Here is a 22,305-nt window from a genome sequence, read left to right as displayed (position 1 = left end):
CCTTTAACCAAAAACTATTGTATATTTATCAATAACCAATAGTTGTACACCATTAGAAAAAGCATATTGAAAACATTAAAAGCCATATTACTGATTTTGATTTTTACAACTATTGGATGTAAATCCGATAGAAAACTCAATGGGAATTACTGTACTTGCCATAACGGACTTTATGCTGAACTGTATATTGAAAATGACTCTATGCAATCTGCTACGAGTATGAATTGGCTATCAAATTGGAGAAAATTTGAAATAAAGAATGACACTATTTATCATTTATCCTTTGGTGAGAGAGCAGATAAAACAAAAGCCAAAGTTAGTTACAGAGGAAAAAATGAATTTGAACTTTATTATCCTAAAGATAGTATCACTCACACTTTCAAAAAAATAAACTTAATAATTGACGACAATCTCACTTATCAGGAATTTTGGGATGGCTTTTATCAACGAAAAATAGAATTCGACTGCTTTACTGAATCTGAAACAAAAGCTAATTTTAAAACATCAATACCTGAATCTATTGATTCAACCGCAAATGACGAAGTATCCACAAAAAAGTTATTTACACTTGATTTTGAGAAAACTAAAGAAAAGGTAGGCGCTACTGTTATGATATTTTTCAAAGAAATTGCTCTTGGAAATATTAGTCCTGAATGGACTATTAATAGCAAAGGGTATTATCAAGTAAATATGTCAAGCTATTTTAAAAAGTTAGACTCCCTAAATATTTTTGATTCTAGCTTTTATGAAGACGAATCTATCAGAATGAAACCTTGTATTGATGATCTTGAAAAAATGAAAACAAAAGAGAACGATAACTATGATGGTATTTGGGAACCTGCAAGTTGTTTTGCCGATTACATGTATTGGCTTAATGCTCAAGAAGAACCTGAATCTTATGAGATTACCAAAGGAAAAATTGATAATGGCACAATAAAAATAGAAGTTAAATATGTGAGCATTTATGGAGCAAAAACCACATATTGGGATAATGTCATTCTCAATATAGAACTAATTGAAAAGCGTAATAGACTGTTAATCTCTAAAGCCTCCATAGTAAATTTAAATTAGTAACAAGCACTAGAATGTGTCTCAACCTTTAACCAAAAACTATTGTATATTTATCAATAACCAATAGTTGGCAATAAGCTGAAAATTATCGTGAATTTAGAAATGCAAAATATATAATTGAATATTTCCCAAACTTAATGACGAGAGATGAAATTTCGGCTTTGAGATATTCGCAACTGGAATTCAAAACAGAAAACAGTCCTAAAATGAGAAATATTCTTGAAAGAAATGGAAAATTTGTTATTACCAAAAAAGGACGTGAATTGCTCAAAAACGGAACTGAAAATTTCAGATTAAATGTTGCGAACCGAATTTTGGAAGAACGAAAAGATGACCTGTTTCTTAACAAATGTCCGAAATGTGATTTTCTTGCAAGAACACCACAAGCTAGACAATGTAGGAATTGCGGACACAAATGGCATAATATTAAAGTTGCGGATTTTAGATTAAACTCGTCCTTTCAATTAACCGGAAAGAAATTCTATTTAGTAGGCAAAATCGTAAACGGAAACGTTGAAATCGGAAATTTTGTAGACTTAACTTTACTAGGTATGAATTGCAAACCAAAAATTGAATCGATTGAATTTGCTCTAAAAAAGGAAAATGGACAACCCATTGAAGACATCGCCTTTGGGACGAGCGAACTGAATGAAAATCAAAAGGACAGATTAAAAAGAATCGGTTCGTTTGGAACTCAATTTGACATATTAAATGAAAAATAAAAAACCTAAGTATAACACAATGTTAGCTCATTACAACCAAACTACTTCCCAGGAAAATCAGCTTTACGCTTTTCTAAAAATGCGGTAGTTCCTTCGGTGAAATCTTCGGTTCCAAAGCAGTTACCAAATTCTTCAATTTCAATAGCAAAACCATCAACACCATCTTTAAAGTTGGCATTTACAGCTTTAATAGCTTTACTAATTGCCACAGAGGAGTTTCGCATAATTTTACCTGCAATTTTTTCAGCTAATGGCAATAAATCGTCTTGTGTAGTGACATGGTTTACCAAACCATAGTTTAAGGCTGTTTGCGCATCAATCATACCAGCAGTCATTACCAACTCCATAGCACGACCTTTACCAATAAGTTGCGGTAAACGTTGCGTACCACCATAACCAGGAATAACACCAAGAGAGGTTTCTGGTAAGCCCATTTTTGCATTGTCGCTCGCTACTCTAAAATGGCAAGCCATTGCCAACTCTAGTCCGCCACCAAGCGCAAAACCGTTAACTGCTGCAATAACAGGAGTGGATAGGTTTTCAACAAAATCGAACAATAATTCTTGTCCTTTTTGTGCCAATTTGCTTCCGTTTTCAACATCAAAATGCGCAAACTCACTAATATCTGCTCCTGCAACAAATGCCTTTTCACCACTTCCTGTAACAACAATAACTTTAACTGCTTTGTCCTTATCAGCAGTATCAAAAGCCTCGTGAAGCTCTTGTATGGTTGCTTTGTTTAAAGCGTTGAGTTTGCTAGGTCTGTTTATGGTTATTTGTGCAATACTGTTATTGACTTGAAAAAGAATATTTTGGAAATCCATGGTTATTGTTTTGGAAAAGACACTTTAAAAGTGGTGCCTTTATTTTTTTGTGTTGTAAAGGTAATATTTCCTTTATAAGTTTCCACAATGTTTTTTACCATTGCTAATCCAAGACCCATTCCGCTTGACTTAGTCGTAAATTTTGGTTCAAAGATTTTCTCTTTATTTTCTTCGGAAATACCTACACCATTATCAGATATTGTAATAAGCACTTGGTCGTCAACCTCTGAAACATTCACCACAATTTTCTTATCTTCTTGCTCTTCAGGAATGGCTTGTGTACCGTTTTTTACAAGGTTTGTAATAACTCTTATAAGTTGGGTTCTATCAAATTTAGCTTTAATAACTTCTTTATCATAACTAAAATGAATGTACTCTTCACTAAAAATATCCAGTGCTAGCTTAGTAATTTCAACCACATTAAGTACTTCATTTTTTTGAGCTGGCATTTTAGCAAAGTTTGAAAACGCCGAAGCTATAGAACTCATGGTATCAATTTGCTGAATAAGTGTTTTACTGTATTCATTCACTTTTTTATCGATATCAGGATCGTTGGCATCAAACTTACGCTGAAAACTTTGCACACTCAGTCGCATTGGAGTTAACGGGTTTTTAATTTCGTGAGCTACCTGTTTTGCCATTTCTCTCCAAGCTTGTTCACGTTCGCTAGTGGCTAATTTTACTGCACTTTCTTCGAGTTCATCAATCATACTATTGTACGATTTTACAAGCGTTTCAATTTCTTCGCTGGAGGACGCTATTTCAATTTTCTTGTTTCGCTTTTCCAGTCGTGTTTCATTCATTTTATCACTTATGGTTTTAAGTGATTTTGTAATGTATTTTGACAGCAAATACGCTAACCCAATAGCAATAAGCAGCATAACCAAATAGGCATACGACAAACGCTCTAAAAACTCTCTAAGCTCTTTGTTTAAGAAATCGTCGTCTTCAAGATAAGGTAAATTCAATATAGCTAAAGGCTTAAATTTAGTATCTGTAATGTACGAGTACGACGATTGATAATTCTTCCCGTTTTCAACACGTTTAATTACATATCTATGTTCGGCAGTATTAGAAATAGCATTCAGTATTTCAACATCAATGCATTTAGTTATGGTATCGTTTTTTGAAAAGCTTTCTTTAGAACTTTTTAGTATAGTTCCATCTAAATCATAAAGGTTAATTTGCAATTTATGAATGGTTGCAATCTCATGGATTTTCTCCTTAAATATCAACGGAATATTCTCAGTATTTACAGGATAAGTAGTTTCTTTAATGGTAAAGTCAATACTACTTTTTATATTTTCTTCTTTACGCTCTAGTCGTTCTTTGTGATAGTCTTGAGCTTCTTCATTATACTGATAAATGGTAACAATAGCTATTAAAATAGAAGCCAATAATACCAATAGTATCATGGCTATAAAAATTCTAAATCGTAAGGAGAGTTTTTTTAGTTTCATGTAATAGCTTGTGAAGCTAAAGATAACAATAATCGCACCAAACCACCTAAGGTGTTTTAAAAAACAGAAAAATGCATTTAAGGTCTCTTATTTTTTTCTCTAATGCGCTTGTACATTTTAAATCCTAGCATTAAAAGTATTGCTAAAACCACCAAACCAATAACACCAAAAACCCAAGAAATAGCATTTTTTAAAATGACTAAAAACACCACAGCAAAAAGGATAAATGTTGCTCCTTCATTCCATAATCGCATAAAGTTTGAGGTCTTCCTTATATCGTCTTGCTGCAACTGTTTGTAAAACACATGCGTTTTATAATGATAGATAAAGAGCAACACTACAAATGTGAGTTTTACATGCATCCAAGGTTGTTGTAACCAACTTGGTATGAGTATAAGCAACCAAACCGCAAAAATGGTAGCTAAAATAGCTGAAGGCCATGTAATGATAGTCCATAATCGTTTGGTCATTAACTTGAGTTGTTCAGAAAGAATTTCCTTTTCAGGAGATGGTTTTTGAGACGCTTCAATATGATACACAAACAACCTAGGAATGTAAAACAAACCTGCAAACCAAGTGACCACAAAAATGAGGTGTAATGCCTTTATATAATTATAATATTCCACAGTTAAAAATAATTAATGTTTGATTGATTCTTCAATCAAATGGGTTTTAATCTCTTTATTTAAAAAATAAGCTGTTACTATTGTAGCTAAAACATCAGCAATTGGAAATGACATCCACACACCTAATTCTCCATAAAATTCTGGTAAAATAAATATCAAAGGAATAAAGAAAAAGCCTTGTCGTGTTAAGGTTAATAATAATGCTGGAGTCGCTTTTCCTATAGCTTGAAAATACGCTGCTCCTATCAACTGTACTGCAATTATTGGTGTAGCAGCAAATACCCAACGCATTGCACTAGGTGTTTGCTTAATAACTTCAGCATCGTGCGTAAATAATCTTGTAATAAACTCAGGAAATACCATAAGCAACACAAAAACCATTGTTGCTAAAATTACTGCATATTTAATAGCTGTATTAATGGTTTCTCTAACTCTACTATAAGCTAATGCACCATAATTATAGCCTGCAATAGGTAAAAATCCTTGTGTAATTCCATACACAGGAAAAAGCGCAAACATGATCATTCTACCAACTATAGCATAGGCTGTTACCGAAGTTTCTCCTCCTAAATTGAATAATATGTTATTCATAAACAAGTAAGTAATGCTTACCACAGCTTGTCTTGCTAAAGTGACAAATCCAAGCGAACCAATTTCTGAAATTATACTTTTTTGCAACCTAAAATGTGATAGGTTTATTTTTAATTCGGAGTGTTTAGAAAAGAAAAACCAAATAATAAACCCTAAACATAAAACATAAGATCCTGTAGTAGCCCAAGCAGCTCCTTGCATGCCAAAATCTAAAACATTAATAAACACATAGTCTAGAATAAGGTTTCCAACTGAAGGAATCATCATTGCATACATGGCAAATTTAGGTTTACCTTCTGCTCTTATGACAGTGTTTCCCATCATGCTCAGTGCTAAAAATGGCACTCCATATAGCACAATTGTGTAGTAAATTTTAGCAGGTTCAAAAATAGCTCCTTTACCTCCAAAAGCAGGAATAATACTATCTACATAAGCTAATCCAAAAACTGCTAAAGTTGAAGTAAATAAAAGCGTTAAAGTTATTTGGTTGCCAAAGGTTTTTAAGGCTTTTTCTTTATTATCAGCTCCTAACGCTCTTGATATTATTGAAGAACCTCCTACTCCAATACTCATTCCTAGAGCTGCAATAAAAAATGATACAGGCAATACTACATTAATAGCAGCAATAGCAATAGAGCCAATCCAGTTTCCAACAAATATGGTATCTACTAAAATATTTAAAGACATTACCAATATACCTATTGATGCTGGTACAGCTTGTCTAATCAACAGCTTACCTATGGGTTGCGTCCCTAAATCTGTAGCTTTTATTTTAGCCATTCATTGCTTTAATTTTTACTTACCCAAGCATTAATCCATTTAGCCAATAGCTCAACAAACTCTTTGTCATCGTTTAAACAAGGAATTGTAGTAAATTCTTCGCCTCCCATTTCATGAAAAATCTCTTCGCCTTCCATAGCGATTTCTTCAAGAGTCTCTAAGCAATCGCTTACAAACGCTGGTGTAACAATAGCCATATTTTTAGTGCCTTGTTTTCCCATTCTTTCAATAGTTCGGTCAGTATAAGGTTGCAACCATGGGTCAAATCCTAATCTCGATTGAAACGATGTAGAGTAAGTACCTTCTTTAAGTTGTAATTTTTCAGCAACTAATCGTGTAACTTCCAAGCATTGATGTCTATAACAAAACTCATGCGCTTTTGATGGTGTAACACAACAGCTTCCATCAATTTTACAATGTGATTTTGTAACATCTCTTTTTCTAATATGACGTTCAGGAACACCATGATAAGAAAACAATAGATGTTCTGGGTTTTTATCTTTTAAATGAAATTGAATAGAGTTTGAAAGTACCTCAATATAATCTGGCTTATTATAAAATGCAGGAACAGATTCAATTTTTAAATTTGGAAAAAATTCCTTTTGAAGTTCATCAACCAAAACCGTAATTGTTTCGGTAGTTGCCATTGCAAACTGAGGATACAAAGGAAATAGTAACACCTCATCAACACCTTTATCTACCAACTCTTGTAATCCTTTTTTTATAGTCATACTTCCATAACGCATTGCTAATGCAACAGGAATATCAGTATGCTGTTGAATTCCTTTTTGTAAACGTTCAGAAATTACAATAAGTGGAGAACCTTCTTCCCACCAAATCTTTTTGTAAGCAGCTGCTGATGCCTTTGGTCTTGTTTTTAAAATAATTCCTTTTACTAAAGCTGCTCTTGCAGGATAAGGAATATCAATAACACGTTCGTCCATTAAAAACTCACCCAAATACTTTTTTACGTCTTTTGGGTTTGGACTATCAGGAGAACCTAGATTTACAAGTAAAACGCCTTTCATAAATCAATTTTAATTATTTAGCAATTGTGTTCTAACGGTTTCTGGAACAATTTTGTCCACTAACATTTTAAGTGCATCGTCATTACCTAAAAACTTCCATCCTTGATATTGAGGATCGTTAATCGCATACATTGTTGCACTCATTTTTATAATTAACGACATAGTGTCTAAATCATCAGTAACATTATCTTCACCAAATTGGGTTTGCATGGTGGATTTCATAAACATTAAAAATCCTTTTTTGTCTTCTTGGGTTTGGTTGTCTTCGGTTAAGAAGGTCATTTTCATTTTACTATCATAAAAAACGGCTGCGTATGCAATATCATCCACTTCCATTTTATCTGAAATTTTAGTAATATCATTAGCCAAAAATTCAATACGCATATCTTTAGCATTAAACATTTGTTCCATACCTAATTTCATTTGAGCTCTTGGAGCCATATCAAATATTTTTGGATACATGTAGTCTAAAACAACATCAAAATTTTGAGTTGTCATATTGTTGAAATACACATTGACTTCTTTGGTGATTCCCTCTTTATGAGATTGAGAAAATGTTGAAAAAGATATAAGGTAAAAAAGGGCAAGCGTTAAAAAGTGCTTCATTATTAAATTTGTTTTTAGCAAAAATACGACAGTATTATTCAAGTTTTAGGTTAATGACATTAAATACTTTTTTGGAGTTGTTCCATACTTTTTCTTGAAAGCTGAAATAAAATGGCTTGCAGTACTGTACCCAACTTTAAGTCCTACTTCATTAACATTATTGTTTCCAGACTCTAGTAATTTTCTAGCAACTTCCATTTTATAATCAAACAAAAAACTAAAAACTGAATCGCCATAAATTTCTTTAAAACCTTCTTTTAGTTTCTTTAAGCTAAGTTGAATTTCATCAGCTAACTCTTGCAGTGTAGGAGGCTCTGTCATACGAGCAATAATGATATCTTTAGCTTTTCTAATTTTTATCACATTGGTTTCATCTACCAAAAATGGACATTGTTCAATATTTGCATCTTCACTTCTATTGAAATACAAACTTAAAAGTTCATAAGCTTTCCCTTTAAAGTAAAGATTTTTGATTGACTTATTAAGGTTGTAATGAATAAGCTGAGTTAACACAACAGCCATTGATGGTGTAATTTTTCCATCTTTATAATACTTTTTATCCTTGTTATCATCACTTAAAAACGTAATATAATCGGCTTCTTGAGAAAACAAGCTATGGAATTTTTTAATAGAAATTAAAACCGAAACCAACCAACTATCAGGATTACTTTTAAGGTGAATAGGCAAATCGCGTTGTGGATTGTAAAGCAACAACGAATTTTCATCTTTAATCTCTAAGGTGTAATTTCCGTTGTTAAAAATAAAATTACTTGAGCCTTTTAAACAAAAGTGAAATTGTATAAAACTACTATCTATTTCTCGCTCAAGTGTTTCAACCTCATCATTATTGTTTTGATAAGTAAGCACATAAAAATCTTTATCAATTTCAACTTCGTTAAAAGACCCTTTAGCGATATTTTTTATGGTATTAAAACTTGAATTCATTTTAATATTATTTAGATTGATTCTAAACTAAAAGCTTTAAAAGCGCTGTTAATTCTACAAAAATATGACAATTATCACATTTTATTAAAAAACTACGTTAAAAAACCACAAGCGATACTTATTGTTCTTTGAGCGTTATTTTTTTGTCGATGATACTTATATTTTTGTTTTCATATTTTTCCAAATAGATTTAATGGAATACAATAATAAATCAAAGACGACCTACTTTTATGCTATTGGCTTAAGCTACAAAAAGGCTGATGCTGAAATTAGAGGACATTTTAGCTTAGACGAACAAGGTAAGCAAACCTTGTATCAACAAGCTAAAATCAATGGAGTTGAAAGCTTAATAGTTATTTCTACATGTAACAGAACCGAAATTTACGGTTTTGCTGAACATCCATACCAATTAATAAAATTGCTTTGCGACAACACAAAAGGTACTGTTGAAGAGTTTCAAAACGTAGCCTATATCTACAAAAATACCGAAGCTATTTCTCATATTTTTAGAGTAGGTTGTGGACTGGATAGTCAAATTCTTGGTGATTTTGAAATTATAAGCCAATTAAAAGTTAGCGCAAAATCTGCTAAAAAAGAAGGGTTACTTAACGCCTATTTAGAGCGTTTAGTAAATGCAGTAATACAAGCCAGTAAACGCATTAAGACCGAAACTGATATTTCTTCAGGAGCAACATCGGTTTCTTTTGCTTCAGTTCAATATATTTTGAATAATGTAAGTGATATTTCAAACAAAAATATATTGCTTTTTGGAACAGGAAAAATAGGTAGAAATACTTGCGAAAACCTTATTAAACATACCAAAAACGAGCACATTACATTAATTAACCGAACAAAAACCAAAGCCGAAGAAGTTGCTGGAAAGTTTAATGTGTTGGTTAAAGATTATGCTAATCTTCAAGAAGAAATAAACGCATCTGACATATTAATTGTAGCAACAGGAGCACAAAACCCAACGGTTGACAAACACTTAATACAAAGCAAAAAACCTTTGTTAGTTTTAGATTTATCTATCCCAAAAAATGTTGACAGTAATGTAAAAGACTTGAGCAATATTACATTAATACACCTCGACGATTTATCTCAAATTACTGACGAAACGCTTGAAAAACGTAAAGGTCAAGTTCCTTATGCCGAAACCATTATTGAAGAGATTAAAATTGAATTCAATAATTGGCTAGAAACAAGAAAATTTGCACCAACCATAAAAGCATTAAAACACAAGCTCAACGACTTTAAAATTGCTGAACTAGATTCGCAACGTAAAAAATTAGTCGATTTTAATGAAGCACAAGCTGAACTCATCAGCAACAATATTATTCAAAAAATAACCAATCATTTTGCACATCATTTAAAAGATGATGGCATTTCTACCATTGAAAGCCTTGAATTAATTAAAAAAGTATTTCAGTTAGAAGAACCTTCAAAAAACCATGTCTAAACTCATTAGAATTGGAACTCGCGATAGTGAACTTGCACTGTGGCAAGCCAAAACTGTACAACAACAACTAGAACAATTAGGGCACAAAACTGTACTTGTACCTGTAAAGTCAACTGGCGACTTAGTGCTTGACAAACCATTGTATGAGCTAGGAATCACTGGTGTTTTCACTAAAACATTGGACATTGCTATGCTTAATGGAGATATTGACATTGCTGTTCATTCTTTAAAAGATGTACCAACAATTTTACCTAATGGTATTGTACAAGCCGCTGTTTTAAAACGTGGTAATACTAAAGACCTTTTGGTATTTAAAAACAACGAAGAGTTTTTATCACAAAGAGAAGGTGTTATCGCAACAGGAAGTTTACGCAGAAGAGCGCAATGGCTTAACCGCTATCCAACTCACAACGTTGTAGATTTAAGAGGAAATGTAAACTTAAGACTTCAAAAACTTGAAAACAACGATTGGAATGGAGCCATTTTTGCTGCTGCAGGATTAGGACGATTAGGGATAAGACCTGAAACTTCAATCAATCTAGACTGGATGATACCAGCTCCAGCACAAGGTGCGATAATGGTAGTTGCATTGGACAATGACGAAGAAACTAAAACCATTTGCCAACAAATAAACCACGAAGATACTGAAATATGCACCACTATTGAACGTCAGTTTTTAAGACTACTAGAAGGTGGTTGCTCTGCTCCAATTGGCGCATTAGCAATTATCAAAAACGAAGAAGTTCATTTTAAAGGTGTATTGTTAAGTCCTGACGGAAGCAAAAAAATTGAAGTTTCGCGTTCAGAAAAATTAGGCAACCATCATGACATTGCACAATATGCAAGCGATTATATTATTGAGCGTGGTGGCAAACGTCTTATGGATGATATTAAACATTCAGGCAAACCTACAAACATCTATTCTACCAAGTCTTTAACCGAAGACCAGCGTTTTCTGTTTAATGAAAATTTAGTGGTTGAAAGCAACGATGCTATTAAAATTAGCTTGAATAGAATTCCGCCTACTGTTTTAAAATCACCAATAGAAAACGTGATTATCACTAGTAAAAATGCAGTAGAAGCTATTTTAACCAATTGTCCAGCTGAAGAATTAAAATTTAAAAACATTTATTGTGTTGGTCGTCGTACCAAGCGATTAATAGAACAAAGAATAGGAAAAGTTACCCATTCTGAAAAGAATGCTAAAGCTTTAGCTGAATATATGGTTGAATTTATGGATGGTACTGAAGCTACATTCTTTTGCAGTGACATAAGACTTGAAGATTTACCAAATATTTTAAGCGAGCACCAAATAAAACTTAACGAAGTTGAAGCCTACCAAACAAAATACGATGCTTTAAAAGTTGATAAGGCTATTGAAAGCGTCATGTTTTATAGTCCTTCAACAGTAGAGAGCTTCGTACAGCAAAACAACACTGAAGTTGTTGCGTTTTGCATTGGAGAAACCACAGCTAAAGAAGCACAAAAGCATTTTAAAGATGTTCGTGTTGCAAAAGTACCAACTGTTGAAAGCGTTATTGAATTGGTGAATGAGTATTTCCTGCGAAAGCAGAAATCTTAAAACATAAAGTTACAATTAAACTAAATTCCTGACAATCCAGGAATAACATAAATATGGAAAACAACATTAATAAGATACCTTCTTCCGAAGGTATTCGCAACGATTTATTCTTAAGAGCATTAAAAGGAGAAACTGTTAACCGTCCTCCTGTATGGATGATGCGTCAAGCAGGACGTTATCTTCCTGAATTTATGGAAATAAAAGCTAAGTACGACTTCTTTACACGTTGCCAAACACCTGAGTTAGCAAGTGAAATTACCGTACAGCCTATACGCAGATATGGTATGGACGCTGCAATTTTGTTTTCAGATATTTTGGTTATTCCTCAAGCTATGAACATTGAGGTACAAATGAAACCTAATTTTGGTCCGTATTTACCTAATCCTGTTCGCTCTCAAAAAGATGTCGATAATGTTATTGTTCCTGACGTAACCATTGCATTAGATTATGTTTACCAAGCTATAAAAGCCACCAAAGAAAAACTAAATAATGAGATTCCTTTAATAGGTTTTGCGGGTTCTCCTTGGACCATTTTATGTTATTGTGTACAAGGTCAAGGCAGCAAAAACTTTGATAAGGCTAAAGAATTTTGTTTTACCAATCCTATTGCTGCGCATCAATTACTTCAAAAAATTACCGACACTACTATTGCTTATTTAAAAGAAAAGGTAAAAGCAGGTTGTAATGCAGTTCAGGTATTTGATTCTTGGGGAGGCATGTTGTCTCCTGTAGATTATCAAGAATTTTCTTGGCAATATATTCAGCAAATTATTGATGCATTAAAAGACGATGCTCCTGTTATTGCCTTCGGAAAAGGTTGTTGGTTTGCGCTTAATGAAATGTCAAAATCTGGTGCTTCGGCTTTAGGAGTAGACTGGACATGTTCTGCTAAAAATGCACGCTACCTAACAGGTGGAAATATTACACTACAAGGAAATTTTGATCCTTCAAGATTATTGTCTCCTCCTGCAGAAATTAAAAAAATGGTGCATCAAATGATAAATGAGTTTGGAAAGGATAAATATATCGTAAATTTAGGTCATGGTATACTACCAAACATTCCTTTAGATAATGCTAAAGCGTTTGTTGATGCAGTAAAAGAATATCATGTTTAAAAATATAGCAAAAGGCATACAAGCATACTTTGGAGCTTTGGGTTTAATTTCAAAACTTAAGCTCTGGAAGTATTTTGCTATTCCTATGGCTATTAGCTTATTTACAGCAATAGTTATAGGACTTTCTGCTTATGGGCTTTCTGATAATTTAGGGTTTTACATCTCAAAAATTTGGGTTTGGGATTGGGGAAAAGAAACTTTTACTACAATTAGTAATGTTATAGGTGGTCTTACTATTATTGTCTTAGGGCTTATTTTATACAAGCATATTATTATGGCATTGTCTGCGCCTTTTATGAGTCCTGTATCTGAAAAAATTGAAGCTTACTTACTAAATATTGAAGAGCATTCTCATAGAAACACTTCGTTTAAGGAGCAACTGTGGAGAGGTATTAGAATTAACCTCAGAAACCTATGTATGGAACTCTTACTTACCATTCCTATTCTTCTTATAAGTTTTATTCCAGTAATAGGATTTTTGTCTAGTATTATATTGTTTTTAGTACAAGCCTACTATGCTGGATTTGGAAACATGGACTACACCTTAGAACGTCATTTTAAATATGCCGAAAGTTTACGTTTTGTTCGTAAAAATAGAGGTGTTGCCATAGGTAATGGTATTGTGTTTATGCTGTTTTTGTTAATTCCTGTTTTGGGAGTTATTTTGGTATTACCGTTTTCGGTTACAGCAGCTTCAAAAGAAACCGTTTCTATTTTAAAAGCCAATAATCATATTTCATCAAACGCTTAAAAATGGTATTGGTTACTGACATATTTAGATTAGAAACGTTACAACCCTCAGACGCTTCAAACTTAAGCCGATTAATGATTTCTAACGGAAAACGATTTCAAAAGTATTTACCAATAACACTATCTCAAAATATTTCTGAAGACGCTTCAAAAGACTATATCAAAAAAAAGAATAGTGAAATACAGAATAAAACCGAATTCACTTTTGCCATAAAAGATAAAGACTCTAATGCTATTGCTGGCTTAGTGATTTTAAAACACTTGGATTATCAATCTAAATTAGGTGAATTCGCATATTGCTTAGGAAGCAAATATTCTGGTAATGGCTGGATGACCAAAAGCATTAAAGCAGTAACAAATTTTGCCTTTTCAGAATTGCAATTAAACACGTTGCAAATAGTAGTACATAAAACCAATACCGAAAGTGTAAATGTAGCTGAACGTTCTGGATTTACTTGGGTTAAAACCTTACCAAAAGAGTATGTTTCTGGGAAATCTACTCTAGATATGGAACTTTATGAATTGCATAAAGACGCTATTTAAAACAATAATTATGAAAGATAAATTCTATCAATACATACAAGATTTACAAAACACTATCACCTCAAAACTCGAGACTATTGATGGTGTTGCTCAATTTAAAGAAGACCTTTGGAAACGACCTGAAGGTGGTGGAGGACGCACTCGTGTTATTGAAAATGGAGCTGTTTTTGAAAAAGGTGGCGTAAATATTTCTGCTGTTCATGGTGCTTTACCAGAGAGCATGCAAAACTATTTTGGCGTAAAAGATGCCGACTTTTTTGCTTGCGGATTGAGTTTAGTGCTTCACCCAAAAAACCCAATGGTTCCAACGGTTCATGCCAATTGGCGATACTTTGAAATGTATGACCAAAACGGAAACATTGTTGACCAATGGTTTGGTGGCGGACAAGATTTAACACCATACTATCTCTTTGAGGAAGACGCAAAACATTTTCACCAAACTTGTAAAACGGCTTGCGACAAACACAATGCAGAGTTTTACCCAAACTACAAAGCACGATGTGATGAATATTTTTACAACACACATCGTAACGAAGCACGTGGTATTGGTGGTTTGTTTTTTGATTATTGCAAAGCAACAGATGAAATGAGCATGGAAAATTGGTATGATTTTGTAACCGAAGTTGGCAATAGCTTTTTAGAAGCTTACGTTCCAATTGTTGAAAAACGCAAACAGCTTCCATACACTGAAACTCAAAGAAATTGGCAAGAAATAAGACGTGGTCGTTATGTAGAGTTTAATTTGGTGCACGATAAAGGCACGTTGTTTGGACTAAAAACAAATGGTCGTATTGAAAGTATCTTAATGAGCTTACCACCTCATGTGCAATGGATTTATGACCATCATCCTGAAACAGGAAGTGAAGAAGAAAAACTAATTAAAGTATTACAAAGCCCTAAAAATTGGGTTTAAAATTATAAGGATATGTTCCCACTAAGAAGAAACCGAAGACTTAGAACCAACGAAGCTATTCGTAGCCTAATTAGAGAAACTATAATTTCACCAAATGATTTTTTAGTACCACTTTTTGTGGTTGAAGGCAAAGGTGTAAAAGAAGAAATTGCTTCTATGCCAAATTACTTTCGGTATAGTTTAGACCTTTTGGAAAACGAGGTTAAAGAGCTATGGCGTTTAGGCTTAAAATCAGTATTATTGTTTGTAAAAGTTCCTGACAACCTTAAAGACAACAAAGGTACGGAAGCGTTAAACCCTAACGGACTTATGCAACGTGCTATAAAAACAGTTAAAAACGCTTGTCCAGACATGTTGGTAATGACTGATGTTGCTTTAGACCCTTATTCTGTTTATGGACATGATGGTATAATTGAAAACGGTGTTATTCTTAATGATGAAACTGCTGATGTTTTAGCTGAAATGAGCTTATCTCACGCTGAAGCAGGCGCTAATTTTGTAGCACCAAGCGACATGATGGATGGTCGTATTTTAACCATTCGCGAAGCTTTAGAAGATAATGGGTTTACAGATACTGGAATTATGAGTTATTCTGCTAAATATGCTTCGGCATTTTATGGACCATTTCGTGATGCTTTAGATTCTGCTCCTGTTGATATTCAAAATATTCCAAAAGACAAAAAAACCTATCAAATGGATCCTGCTAACCGTTTTGAAGCCATTAGAGAAACCGAAATGGATATTGATGAAGGTGCTGATATTGTTATGATAAAACCAGGTTTATGTTATTTGGATATTGTTCGCGAAATCAAAAATGAAGTAGATGTTCCTGTAGCTGTATATCAGGTTTCTGGTGAATATGCTATGCTTAAAGCAGCTGCAGAAAAAGGCTGGTTAGACCACGATGCTGTTATGATGGAGCAAATTACTGCCATAAAACGTGCTGGTGCAGATATAATTGCTTCTTATTTTGCTAAGGATGTTGTGAAAATTTTGAATAAGTAATATTATTCTTTAGAAAATATAGCTTTACCTAGTTTTCTGTATTTAGCTTCTTGCATGAGCTCGCCTTCAACTGGTTCTTCTATAATTTCATATTCATTGTTTTCTAAATCGATGTTTGTAGCTTTAATTAAAAACCTATTTCGTTTTGCTTCCAAAACTAATCCAGGTAAACCATTAATTCCTTGTGGTCCATGTTTTACATTAAGTTCAGGAGCATACCATACTTCAAGTTTAGAGACTTCTGATACAGCTTTATAACAAACATATCCTAAAATTTCCTTAGTCTCTTTTGTGAGTTCCCAAGGCTTTTCTTCGTACTTAATACGCTTACGCTCAAAATACACATCTTTCTGTGAAATATTCCAATCTCTACTCCAATCGGTATAGTATAACGATTCTCCTCCTGCAAAAATCCAAGTTAAGTTTAAGTTAGCCTTTGAAATAGTTATTTGACCATCAGTAGTATTCCATCCAGGAATTTCAATTTTAGGCTCTACAGAGTACAACGCAATACTATCGTTAAATACTAAATATGCTTCAACAGGATGCGACCCATGAATGAGTTGTAATGCATCATATTTAGCTTGGTCTTTTATGTCTTCGGTAGGTTTTTTAATACTATCTTTATTCATAGTAGCCAAATAGGTAATCTTCCCTTTGGTTTGAGATACTATTGCTCCTGAAGTCAAAAACAATAAAATATAAAACAGGTTTTTCATACTTCAATTTATGAAAAATAATTTAACCCTTAATTTAAATATTCTATTTCGTAACTTCGCATTAATCAAACTAAAACACACTAATGGGTTTACTCATACTTTACGCTCTCGTATCTATTTTCTTTTCCTTTTTATGTTCAATACTAGAAGCTGTGCTTTTAAGTGTTACACCAACATTTATTAATATTAAAAAGAAAGAAGGCAAAGCCTACGCGCTTACTTTAGAAACCTTTAAAAAAGATGTTGACAAGCCACTTATTGCTATACTTACACTTAATACTATTGCGCATACTGTAGGTGCAATTTTAGTTGGTGTACAAGCCAAAGTTGCTTATGCCGAACTCTACGGAAGCAACCCTAGTACTGTTTTTGGACTAACAATTACCGAAGATGTTATGGTTGGTATTGTATCTTCTATAATGACGGTTTTAATTCTTGTAGCTTCTGAAATTATACCAAAAACCATTGGTGCAACTTACTGGAAACAACTTGCAAACTTTACCGCAAAAGCCTTAAACGTTTTAATTTTTCCATTAAAATGGACAGGAATTTTATGGTTATTACAACTTACCACAAAACTTATTGGTGGCAAAGGTCATGGTAGTGTTTTAAGTAGAGAAGGGTTTCTTGCAATGACTGATATTGCGCACGAAGAAGGTGTTTTTCATGAATCTGAAAGTAAAGTAATTAGAAATCTTTTGACCTTTAAAAACGTAATGGCAAAAGATGTAATGACGCCTAGAACTGTGATTAAAACAGAAAATGAAAACACAACTATCTCGTCTTTTTTTGCTGAAAACCACAACATTCGCTTTTCAAGAATTCCAGTGTATACAAACGATCCTGATAATATTACAGGATTAGTTTTAAAGGACGATGTCTTTAAAGAAATGGCCTTTGATAATGGCGACAAAAAGCTGTCTGACATTAAACGAAACATTATTATAGTGGGTCGCAGCCTGCCAATTCCTGATCTTTTTGAAAAGCTTATTGAAAGTAAAAACCATATGGCATTGGTAGTTGATGAATATGGAAGCGTAAGTGGTTTAGTAACCCAAGAAGATGTTATTGAAACTTTACTTGGTTTAGAAATAATGGACGAAAGCGATAATGTTCCTGACCTACAATTACTTGCAAGAAAAAGTTGGGAAACAAGAGCAAAGCATCTTGGACTTTTTGAAGATACTAAAGACGACAACCAATAATGGAAGCCTGTATCATCAAAACACCTTTGGGTTACACCAAAATAACTGGTGATAATGATGGTATTGCAAGTGTAACGGTTTTAAATTCTGAAGAGCAAATCTCTGATATTATTCCTGAGTCTTTAGAAGACTGCGTGTATCAGCTCAACGAATATTTTGAAGGCAAACGACAAGTTTTTGATTTAAACTTAAATCCTCAAGGTACCGATTTTCAAAAAACAGTTTGGGAAGCTCTTTTAACTATTCCGTACGGAAAAACGATGTCTTACCTTGAACTTTCAAAACAACTTGGAGATGTTAAAGCCATTAGAGCTGTGGCTAATGCTAATGGTAAAAATCCGTTATGGATTATTGTACCATGTCACCGAATTATAGGAACTGATGGCAGTTTAACAGGTTATGCTGGAGGACTTCATAGAAAACAATGGCTTTTAGAACACGAAAGTCCTTATAAACAACAATCTTTATTTTAAATTTTTAGCTATATTTAATTATTAAATAATCACTGAATGAAATTCCTCAAAAAACTCCTTAAATTGGTTGCTATTCTATTTGGCTTACTCATAATTACACTTTACGTCACTGATACTGATTATCTTTTAAAAGCTGTAAGAACCATTTACATGAAAGGTCATACAACCGCTTACCTAGAAGATTACAAACATTTCGACAATAAACCTCTAGATATTGGAACACCTCAGCCTTGGCCAAATCACAAAGACTATAACTCAGTAAAAGAAACTGAAACCCTTAAAAATGTTAATGCTCAAAACGGTACTATTGCTTACGTTATTATAAAAAATGACAGTATTTGGTTTGAAAACTATTATGATGGTTTTGATGAAGATTCTAAATCCAACTCTTTTTCTATGGCAAAAAGTTACGTGTCTGCTCTATTAGGAAAAGCGATTATGGATGGTTACATAAAAAATCTTGATCAACCTGTTTGCGATTTTATACCTGAATTTTGTGAAGGCGATGCTGCAAAAATGACCGTTGGTGACTTATCTAGTATGGCTTCAGGAACCAACTGGGACGAACGTTACTACTCCCCTTTTTCAATAACTACTCGTGCGTATTTTGATGACGATTTAACCAAGGTTATGACTGGCTTAAAAGTAGTTAGAGAACCTGGTACATCTTATAAATATGCCAGTGGTGATACTCAAATGCTAGCTATTGCAATAGAACGTGCATCTGGAAAAAAATTATACGACTATCTAACCGAAAGTTTTTGGAAACCTTTAGGTAGCGAAAACCAAGCGCTTTGGCAAGTAGATAGTGAAGACCATGATTTAGTAAAAGCCTATTGTTGTATAGCAAGTAATGCTAAAGACTTTGCAAGAATGGGTAAATTGTATAAAGATCATGGCAAATGGAATGGGAAGCAGTTATTGGATTCGGCATTTATAGCTAAATCTATTACACCTCGTTTTACTGAAAGCCCAGAGTATGGATATGGATGGTGGCTAAAAACAGTTGGCGATAAACACTTTTTTATGATGCGTGGTCATCTAGGACAATATGTTATTGTTGAACCAAATGACAATGTTATTATAGTTCGTTTAGGACACTCTAAAGGCCCTGGAGATGCTGTAGCGTCTTTTACACCTGATATTTCAGCGTATATTGATGAAGCCTATAAAATGTTAGAACAATAAATTATGATTAGTAAACTAAATCTTGAAAACATTCTCTTTTTGGATATTGAAACTGTTCCAGAGACACCTCGTTTTTCAGATTTAGACGATACTAAGCAAGCTCTTTGGGAAGCAAAATCAAGGTACCAAAGACAAGACGAATACACTGCTGAAGAATTTTATGATCGCGCAGGAATTTGGGCAGAGTTTGGTAAAATAGTTTGCATATCTGTAGGCTATTTTAAAATGCAAGGAGATGTTAGAACCTTTAGAGTAACCTCTTTCCATGGTGATGAGATCAAAATTTTAAAAGATTTTAAAAACTTATTGATTACTCATTTTAGTCAAAACAAACATTTGCTTTGTGCTCATAACGGAAAAGAATTTGATTTTCCTTACATAGCAAGACGAATGATTATTCATAATATAGAATTACCTTATAAACTCAACCTTTTTGGGAAAAAACCTTGGGAAGTACCTCACCTAGACACTCTTGAACTTTGGAAATTTGGTGATTACAAAACCTATACTTCTTTAAAGCTTTTAACTAATGTTTTAGGTATTCCTTCGCCTAAGGATGATATTGATGGTAGTGAAGTTTACAGAGTGTATTATGAAGAAAATGATATTGACCGAATTGTCACTTATTGTGAAAAAGATACAATTGCAGTAGCACAAATATTACTTCGATTGCGTGGTGACGAACTGCTGCATGATAACGAGATTATTCATATTTAAATACCTCTATAAAACAAAAAAGTCCGAATTTAAAATTCGGACTTTTTTGTTGGTACACTTATTTTACTCTTTAATAAATCGTTTTACAACAATTTTATCTTCAATAGTAAACCTAACTTGATAAACAGCTCCTTTTAAATTTGAAACGTCAATTTTATTGTTGACCACCTCTCCTTTAGCTACTGTTTGACCAATAGTATTGTAAATTTCATATGCAATATTGTTATGACTAGTTTGAATATTTAACACATTACTTTTTACTGGGTTAGGATACAATTTAATATCATCAAAAACATCTGCTATATCTTCTCCTTTTGAAGTCTCAGTTTTAGCACTTGTTGCTGTTGTTAAATTAATAGCATCTATTGCTAAATCGGCTTGCCAAGTACTAGCTACAAATCTGTTAAAGCGTAATTGAATACTTTCACCAATATATGCAGATAAGTTTACCGTTTGTGATTGCCAAGAGTTACCTTGATTACCTGATTGACTCCATAGACTAGTCCAACTAGCTCCATTGTCATTACTAACTTCTAAGTCAATAGTTCCCATATCAGCAGCTCCATACATGTGATATTGAAAACTAAACGAAGCTGATACAACTGCACTTAAATCAAAACAAGGTGATGTGATAATTGCTCGTTTATTAGGGTAACCCGTATTTTGACCCGAAGCCTCAACATAGATATAGTAAGACCCTTGAGCAGCACTTGATGGTCCTGTACCACTAGATGGAGTTCCATTTGCATCAACTGTCCAATCTAAATCGTCAGAAGAAGATTGACTCCAAGCTCCAATTGTGTTTTCAAAACTTTCAGAATAAGGATAAGAGCTAATACCACTAACACAACCGTTACCTCCTGTGCTTCCACTTTCAGATAAACTAATATCATCAACAGCAACATCAGCTTGCCATGTTCCGCCTACAAAACGATTAAAACGTAATTGAACTGCTGAACCTACATAACTTGAAAGGTCTATACTAGCAGTTTGCCATGCATTCCCTTGGTTTCCTGATTGATTCCAAATACTACTCCAAGAATTTCCACTATCAGTACTAATTTCTAAATCAAGAGTTCCCATATCAGCAGCTCCATACATATGATATTTAAAACTAAACGTAGCATCAGATAAACTACTTAAGTCAAAACAAGGAGAATTTAATATTGCTCGTTGATTTGGATAATTAGGGCTAGAAGCCTCAACATACACATAGTAAGATCCTTGGAAAGCGCTTGAAGGTCCTGTATTGCTTGATGGTGTTCCATTTGCATCTACTGTCCAATCAACATCATCGCTAGTTGATTGTGTCCATGCACCTAAAGTATTTTCAAACCCTTCGGTATAAGGGAAAGACGAAATTCCTCCTGAACAGCCATCAGGTGCTTCGGTTACAGTAACAGTTCTAGTAACTTCTGCAGCGGCATTACCTGCAGCATCACTAACATTATACGTTACTACATAAGTACCAACAGAACTTGTATTTACCACATCTCCTCCAATAACAATATTTGCTGTAATATCGCCATCAACATTATCAGTAGCAGTAGCTCCTAACTCACTATATGTTGAACCCTCAACTAAATTAATTGCTGAAGCTCCATTAAGTGTTATAACAGGCGCAACTGTATCTGGTCCTGAACCTTGAATCACAACTGTATAATCTTCAACTTCACCATAGGTAAACGACTCACATGCAGTTGGAACTCCATTATATTTCATAGACACACGCATTCTTGTTGCGTTTTCTACTGCATTTGTTGGAATAGTAAATGCTCCAGAAACTGGTGTTGTTTGTGTTGGTGATTGTGTCCACACTTGCTCTCCTGCATCATTAAAATCTCCATCTCTATTGTAATCTATCCATACCGAATATGCTTCGTTATAGGTTGTTCCTGTCCAAGTTGGTGTTACAGTAATTGTATATTGACTTCCTTTAGTTAAGGTAGTTGAAATACTTGTAAAATCTGAATAGAACTGAGC

Annotated in this window: 22 protein-coding genes; 13 read left to right on the top strand and 9 right to left on the bottom strand. The window is 33.6% G+C overall.

The window, feature by feature from the left end; all coding sequences use genetic code 11:
• The first annotated feature begins 66 nt into the window (after window positions 1–66).
• Together ACQ0RB_RS15125 and ACQ0RB_RS15120 are read left to right on the top strand one after the other, a co-directional pair.
• Window positions 67–1,071: a hypothetical protein gene (locus ACQ0RB_RS15125; RefSeq protein WP_430499482.1), complete on the top strand. Its 1,005-nt coding sequence runs from the start codon at window positions 67–69 to the stop codon at window positions 1,069–1,071.
• A 137-nt stretch (window positions 1,072–1,208) separates the two neighbouring features.
• On the top strand, window positions 1,209–1,793 hold the full coding sequence (locus ACQ0RB_RS15120; RefSeq protein WP_430499480.1) for a hypothetical protein: 585 nt from the start codon (window positions 1,209–1,211) through the stop codon (window positions 1,791–1,793).
• Between the two features lie 41 nt (window positions 1,794–1,834).
• On the opposite strand, the gene ACQ0RB_RS15115 is transcribed toward ACQ0RB_RS15120, so the two are convergent.
• The 7 genes from ACQ0RB_RS15115 to ACQ0RB_RS15085 form a co-directional block, all read right to left on the bottom strand.
• Entirely contained in the window at window positions 1,835–2,617 is a 783-nt protein-coding gene (locus tag ACQ0RB_RS15115) for an enoyl-CoA hydratase/isomerase family protein (RefSeq protein WP_430499478.1), read from the bottom strand.
• A 2-nt stretch (window positions 2,618–2,619) separates the two neighbouring features.
• A complete protein-coding gene (locus ACQ0RB_RS15110; protein WP_430499477.1) occupies window positions 2,620–4,077 on the bottom strand; it encodes an ATP-binding protein in 1,458 nt (485 codons plus the stop codon).
• Window positions 4,078–4,154: 77 nt separating this feature from the next.
• Window positions 4,155–4,703: a CopD family protein gene (locus ACQ0RB_RS15105; protein ID WP_131506308.1), complete on the bottom strand. Its 549-nt coding sequence runs from the start codon at window positions 4,701–4,703 to the stop codon at window positions 4,155–4,157.
• A 12-nt stretch (window positions 4,704–4,715) separates the two neighbouring features.
• The gene (locus ACQ0RB_RS15100; protein WP_430499475.1) at window positions 4,716–6,074 is read right to left on the bottom strand and encodes an MATE family efflux transporter; all 1,359 of its coding nucleotides are present in this window, start codon (window positions 6,072–6,074) and stop codon (window positions 4,716–4,718) included.
• An 8-nt stretch (window positions 6,075–6,082) separates the two neighbouring features.
• Window positions 6,083–7,102: a ferrochelatase gene (gene hemH / locus ACQ0RB_RS15095; protein WP_430499473.1), complete on the bottom strand. Its 1,020-nt coding sequence runs from the start codon at window positions 7,100–7,102 to the stop codon at window positions 6,083–6,085.
• Between the two features lie 9 nt (window positions 7,103–7,111).
• On the bottom strand, window positions 7,112–7,708 hold the full coding sequence (locus ACQ0RB_RS15090) for a hypothetical protein (RefSeq protein ID WP_430499471.1): 597 nt from the start codon (window positions 7,706–7,708) through the stop codon (window positions 7,112–7,114).
• Between the two features lie 45 nt (window positions 7,709–7,753).
• Entirely contained in the window at window positions 7,754–8,653 is a 900-nt protein-coding gene (locus tag ACQ0RB_RS15085) for a helix-turn-helix transcriptional regulator (RefSeq protein WP_129759697.1), read from the bottom strand.
• Between the two features lie 193 nt (window positions 8,654–8,846).
• On the opposite strand from ACQ0RB_RS15085, the gene hemA reads away from it, so the two are divergent.
• From hemA to hemB, 7 genes are read left to right on the top strand one after another with little or no spacing between them, the layout of a single operon-like run.
• Complete coding sequence (gene hemA / locus ACQ0RB_RS15080) at window positions 8,847–10,112, top strand: glutamyl-tRNA reductase (protein WP_430499469.1); 1,266 nt, start codon at window positions 8,847–8,849, stop codon at window positions 10,110–10,112.
• A complete protein-coding gene (gene hemC, locus ACQ0RB_RS15075) occupies window positions 10,105–11,694 on the top strand; it encodes a hydroxymethylbilane synthase (RefSeq protein ID WP_430499467.1) in 1,590 nt (529 codons plus the stop codon). Before hemA ends, hemC begins: the two co-directional genes overlap by 8 nt.
• Before the next feature lie 53 nt (window positions 11,695–11,747).
• The gene (gene hemE, locus ACQ0RB_RS15070; RefSeq protein WP_129759700.1) at window positions 11,748–12,809 is read left to right on the top strand and encodes a uroporphyrinogen decarboxylase; all 1,062 of its coding nucleotides are present in this window, start codon (window positions 11,748–11,750) and stop codon (window positions 12,807–12,809) included.
• Window positions 12,802–13,560, top strand: coding sequence for an EI24 domain-containing protein (locus ACQ0RB_RS15065; RefSeq protein ID WP_131506316.1), 759 nt, complete (start codon window positions 12,802–12,804; stop codon window positions 13,558–13,560). Before hemE ends, ACQ0RB_RS15065 begins: the two co-directional genes overlap by 8 nt.
• Before the next feature lie 2 nt (window positions 13,561–13,562).
• Window positions 13,563–14,102 carry a GNAT family N-acetyltransferase gene (locus ACQ0RB_RS15060; protein WP_335973129.1) on the top strand — a complete coding sequence of 180 codons (540 nt, stop codon included), beginning with the start codon at window positions 13,563–13,565 and terminating at the stop codon, window positions 14,100–14,102.
• A 10-nt stretch (window positions 14,103–14,112) separates the two neighbouring features.
• Complete coding sequence (gene hemF, locus ACQ0RB_RS15055; protein ID WP_129759703.1) at window positions 14,113–15,015, top strand: oxygen-dependent coproporphyrinogen oxidase; 903 nt, start codon at window positions 14,113–14,115, stop codon at window positions 15,013–15,015.
• A 12-nt stretch (window positions 15,016–15,027) separates the two neighbouring features.
• Window positions 15,028–16,020, top strand: coding sequence for a porphobilinogen synthase (hemB, locus tag ACQ0RB_RS15050; RefSeq protein ID WP_430499464.1), 993 nt, complete (start codon window positions 15,028–15,030; stop codon window positions 16,018–16,020).
• Window positions 16,021–16,022: 2 nt separating this feature from the next.
• On the opposite strand, the gene ACQ0RB_RS15045 is transcribed toward hemB, so the two are convergent.
• On the bottom strand, window positions 16,023–16,739 hold the full coding sequence (locus tag ACQ0RB_RS15045) for a GLPGLI family protein (protein WP_430499462.1): 717 nt from the start codon (window positions 16,737–16,739) through the stop codon (window positions 16,023–16,025).
• A gap of 83 nt (window positions 16,740–16,822) precedes the next feature.
• Here ACQ0RB_RS15045 and ACQ0RB_RS15040 point away from each other — a divergent pair, with 83 nt between their 5' ends.
• The 4 genes from ACQ0RB_RS15040 to ACQ0RB_RS15025 are packed head-to-tail and all read left to right on the top strand — an operon-like array spanning window position 16,823 to window position 20,322.
• Window positions 16,823–17,944, top strand: a complete 1,122-nt coding sequence (locus tag ACQ0RB_RS15040; protein WP_129759706.1) for a CNNM domain-containing protein — start codon at window positions 16,823–16,825, stop codon at window positions 17,942–17,944.
• Window positions 17,944–18,417 carry a methylated-DNA--[protein]-cysteine S-methyltransferase gene (locus ACQ0RB_RS15035; RefSeq protein ID WP_134198391.1) on the top strand — a complete coding sequence of 158 codons (474 nt, stop codon included), beginning with the start codon at window positions 17,944–17,946 and terminating at the stop codon, window positions 18,415–18,417. Before ACQ0RB_RS15040 ends, ACQ0RB_RS15035 begins: the two co-directional genes overlap by 1 nt.
• 36 nt (window positions 18,418–18,453) lie before the next feature.
• Window positions 18,454–19,605, top strand: coding sequence for a serine hydrolase domain-containing protein (locus tag ACQ0RB_RS15030; RefSeq protein WP_430499461.1), 1,152 nt, complete (start codon window positions 18,454–18,456; stop codon window positions 19,603–19,605).
• Between the two features lie 3 nt (window positions 19,606–19,608).
• The gene (locus ACQ0RB_RS15025) at window positions 19,609–20,322 is read left to right on the top strand and encodes a 3'-5' exonuclease (protein WP_131506322.1); all 714 of its coding nucleotides are present in this window, start codon (window positions 19,609–19,611) and stop codon (window positions 20,320–20,322) included.
• A gap of 63 nt (window positions 20,323–20,385) precedes the next feature.
• On the opposite strand, the gene ACQ0RB_RS15020 is transcribed toward ACQ0RB_RS15025, so the two are convergent.
• On the bottom strand, window positions 20,386–22,305 hold a 1,920-nt coding region (locus tag ACQ0RB_RS15020; protein ID WP_430499459.1), incomplete at its 5' end, for a GEVED domain-containing protein.

This window comes from Gaetbulibacter sp. PBL-D1 (assembly GCF_050509525.1).
GTDB classification, from domain to species: Bacteria; Bacteroidota; Bacteroidia; order Flavobacteriales; family Flavobacteriaceae; genus Gaetbulibacter_B; species Gaetbulibacter_B jejuensis.
The sequence above is the reverse complement of the archived record's forward strand: the minus strand, read 5'-3'. Positions and strand labels throughout refer to the sequence as shown.

What these genes read in the sequence shown, in the direction of transcription:
- ACQ0RB_RS15120 (WP_430499480.1), top strand. Translation starts at nt 1,209, where the DNA reads ATGACGAGAGATGAAATTTCGGCTTTGAGATATTCGCAACTGGAATTC.
- ACQ0RB_RS15115 (WP_430499478.1), bottom strand. Translation starts at nt 2,617, where the DNA reads ATGGATTTCCAAAATATTCTTTTTCAAGTCAATAACAGTATTGCACAA.
- ACQ0RB_RS15110 (WP_430499477.1), bottom strand. Translation starts at nt 4,077, where the DNA reads ATGAAACTAAAAAAACTCTCCTTACGATTTAGAATTTTTATAGCCATG.
- ACQ0RB_RS15100 (WP_430499475.1), bottom strand. Translation starts at nt 6,074, where the DNA reads ATGGCTAAAATAAAAGCTACAGATTTAGGGACGCAACCCATAGGTAAG.
- hemH (WP_430499473.1), bottom strand. Translation starts at nt 7,102, where the DNA reads ATGAAAGGCGTTTTACTTGTAAATCTAGGTTCTCCTGATAGTCCAAAC.
- ACQ0RB_RS15090 (WP_430499471.1), bottom strand. Translation starts at nt 7,708, where the DNA reads ATGAAGCACTTTTTAACGCTTGCCCTTTTTTACCTTATATCTTTTTCA.
- ACQ0RB_RS15085 (WP_129759697.1), bottom strand. Translation starts at nt 8,653, where the DNA reads ATGAATTCAAGTTTTAATACCATAAAAAATATCGCTAAAGGGTCTTTT.
- hemA (WP_430499469.1), top strand. Translation starts at nt 8,847, where the DNA reads ATGGAATACAATAATAAATCAAAGACGACCTACTTTTATGCTATTGGC.
- hemC (WP_430499467.1), top strand. Translation starts at nt 10,105, where the DNA reads ATGTCTAAACTCATTAGAATTGGAACTCGCGATAGTGAACTTGCACTG.
- hemE (WP_129759700.1), top strand. Translation starts at nt 11,748, where the DNA reads ATGGAAAACAACATTAATAAGATACCTTCTTCCGAAGGTATTCGCAAC.
- ACQ0RB_RS15065 (WP_131506316.1), top strand. Translation starts at nt 12,802, where the DNA reads ATGTTTAAAAATATAGCAAAAGGCATACAAGCATACTTTGGAGCTTTG.
- ACQ0RB_RS15060 (WP_335973129.1), top strand. Translation starts at nt 13,563, where the DNA reads ATGGTATTGGTTACTGACATATTTAGATTAGAAACGTTACAACCCTCA.
- hemF (WP_129759703.1), top strand. Translation starts at nt 14,113, where the DNA reads ATGAAAGATAAATTCTATCAATACATACAAGATTTACAAAACACTATC.
- hemB (WP_430499464.1), top strand. Translation starts at nt 15,028, where the DNA reads ATGTTCCCACTAAGAAGAAACCGAAGACTTAGAACCAACGAAGCTATT.
- ACQ0RB_RS15045 (WP_430499462.1), bottom strand. Translation starts at nt 16,739, where the DNA reads ATGAAAAACCTGTTTTATATTTTATTGTTTTTGACTTCAGGAGCAATA.
- ACQ0RB_RS15040 (WP_129759706.1), top strand. Translation starts at nt 16,823, where the DNA reads ATGGGTTTACTCATACTTTACGCTCTCGTATCTATTTTCTTTTCCTTT.
- ACQ0RB_RS15035 (WP_134198391.1), top strand. Translation starts at nt 17,944, where the DNA reads ATGGAAGCCTGTATCATCAAAACACCTTTGGGTTACACCAAAATAACT.
- ACQ0RB_RS15030 (WP_430499461.1), top strand. Translation starts at nt 18,454, where the DNA reads ATGAAATTCCTCAAAAAACTCCTTAAATTGGTTGCTATTCTATTTGGC.
- ACQ0RB_RS15025 (WP_131506322.1), top strand. Translation starts at nt 19,609, where the DNA reads ATGATTAGTAAACTAAATCTTGAAAACATTCTCTTTTTGGATATTGAA.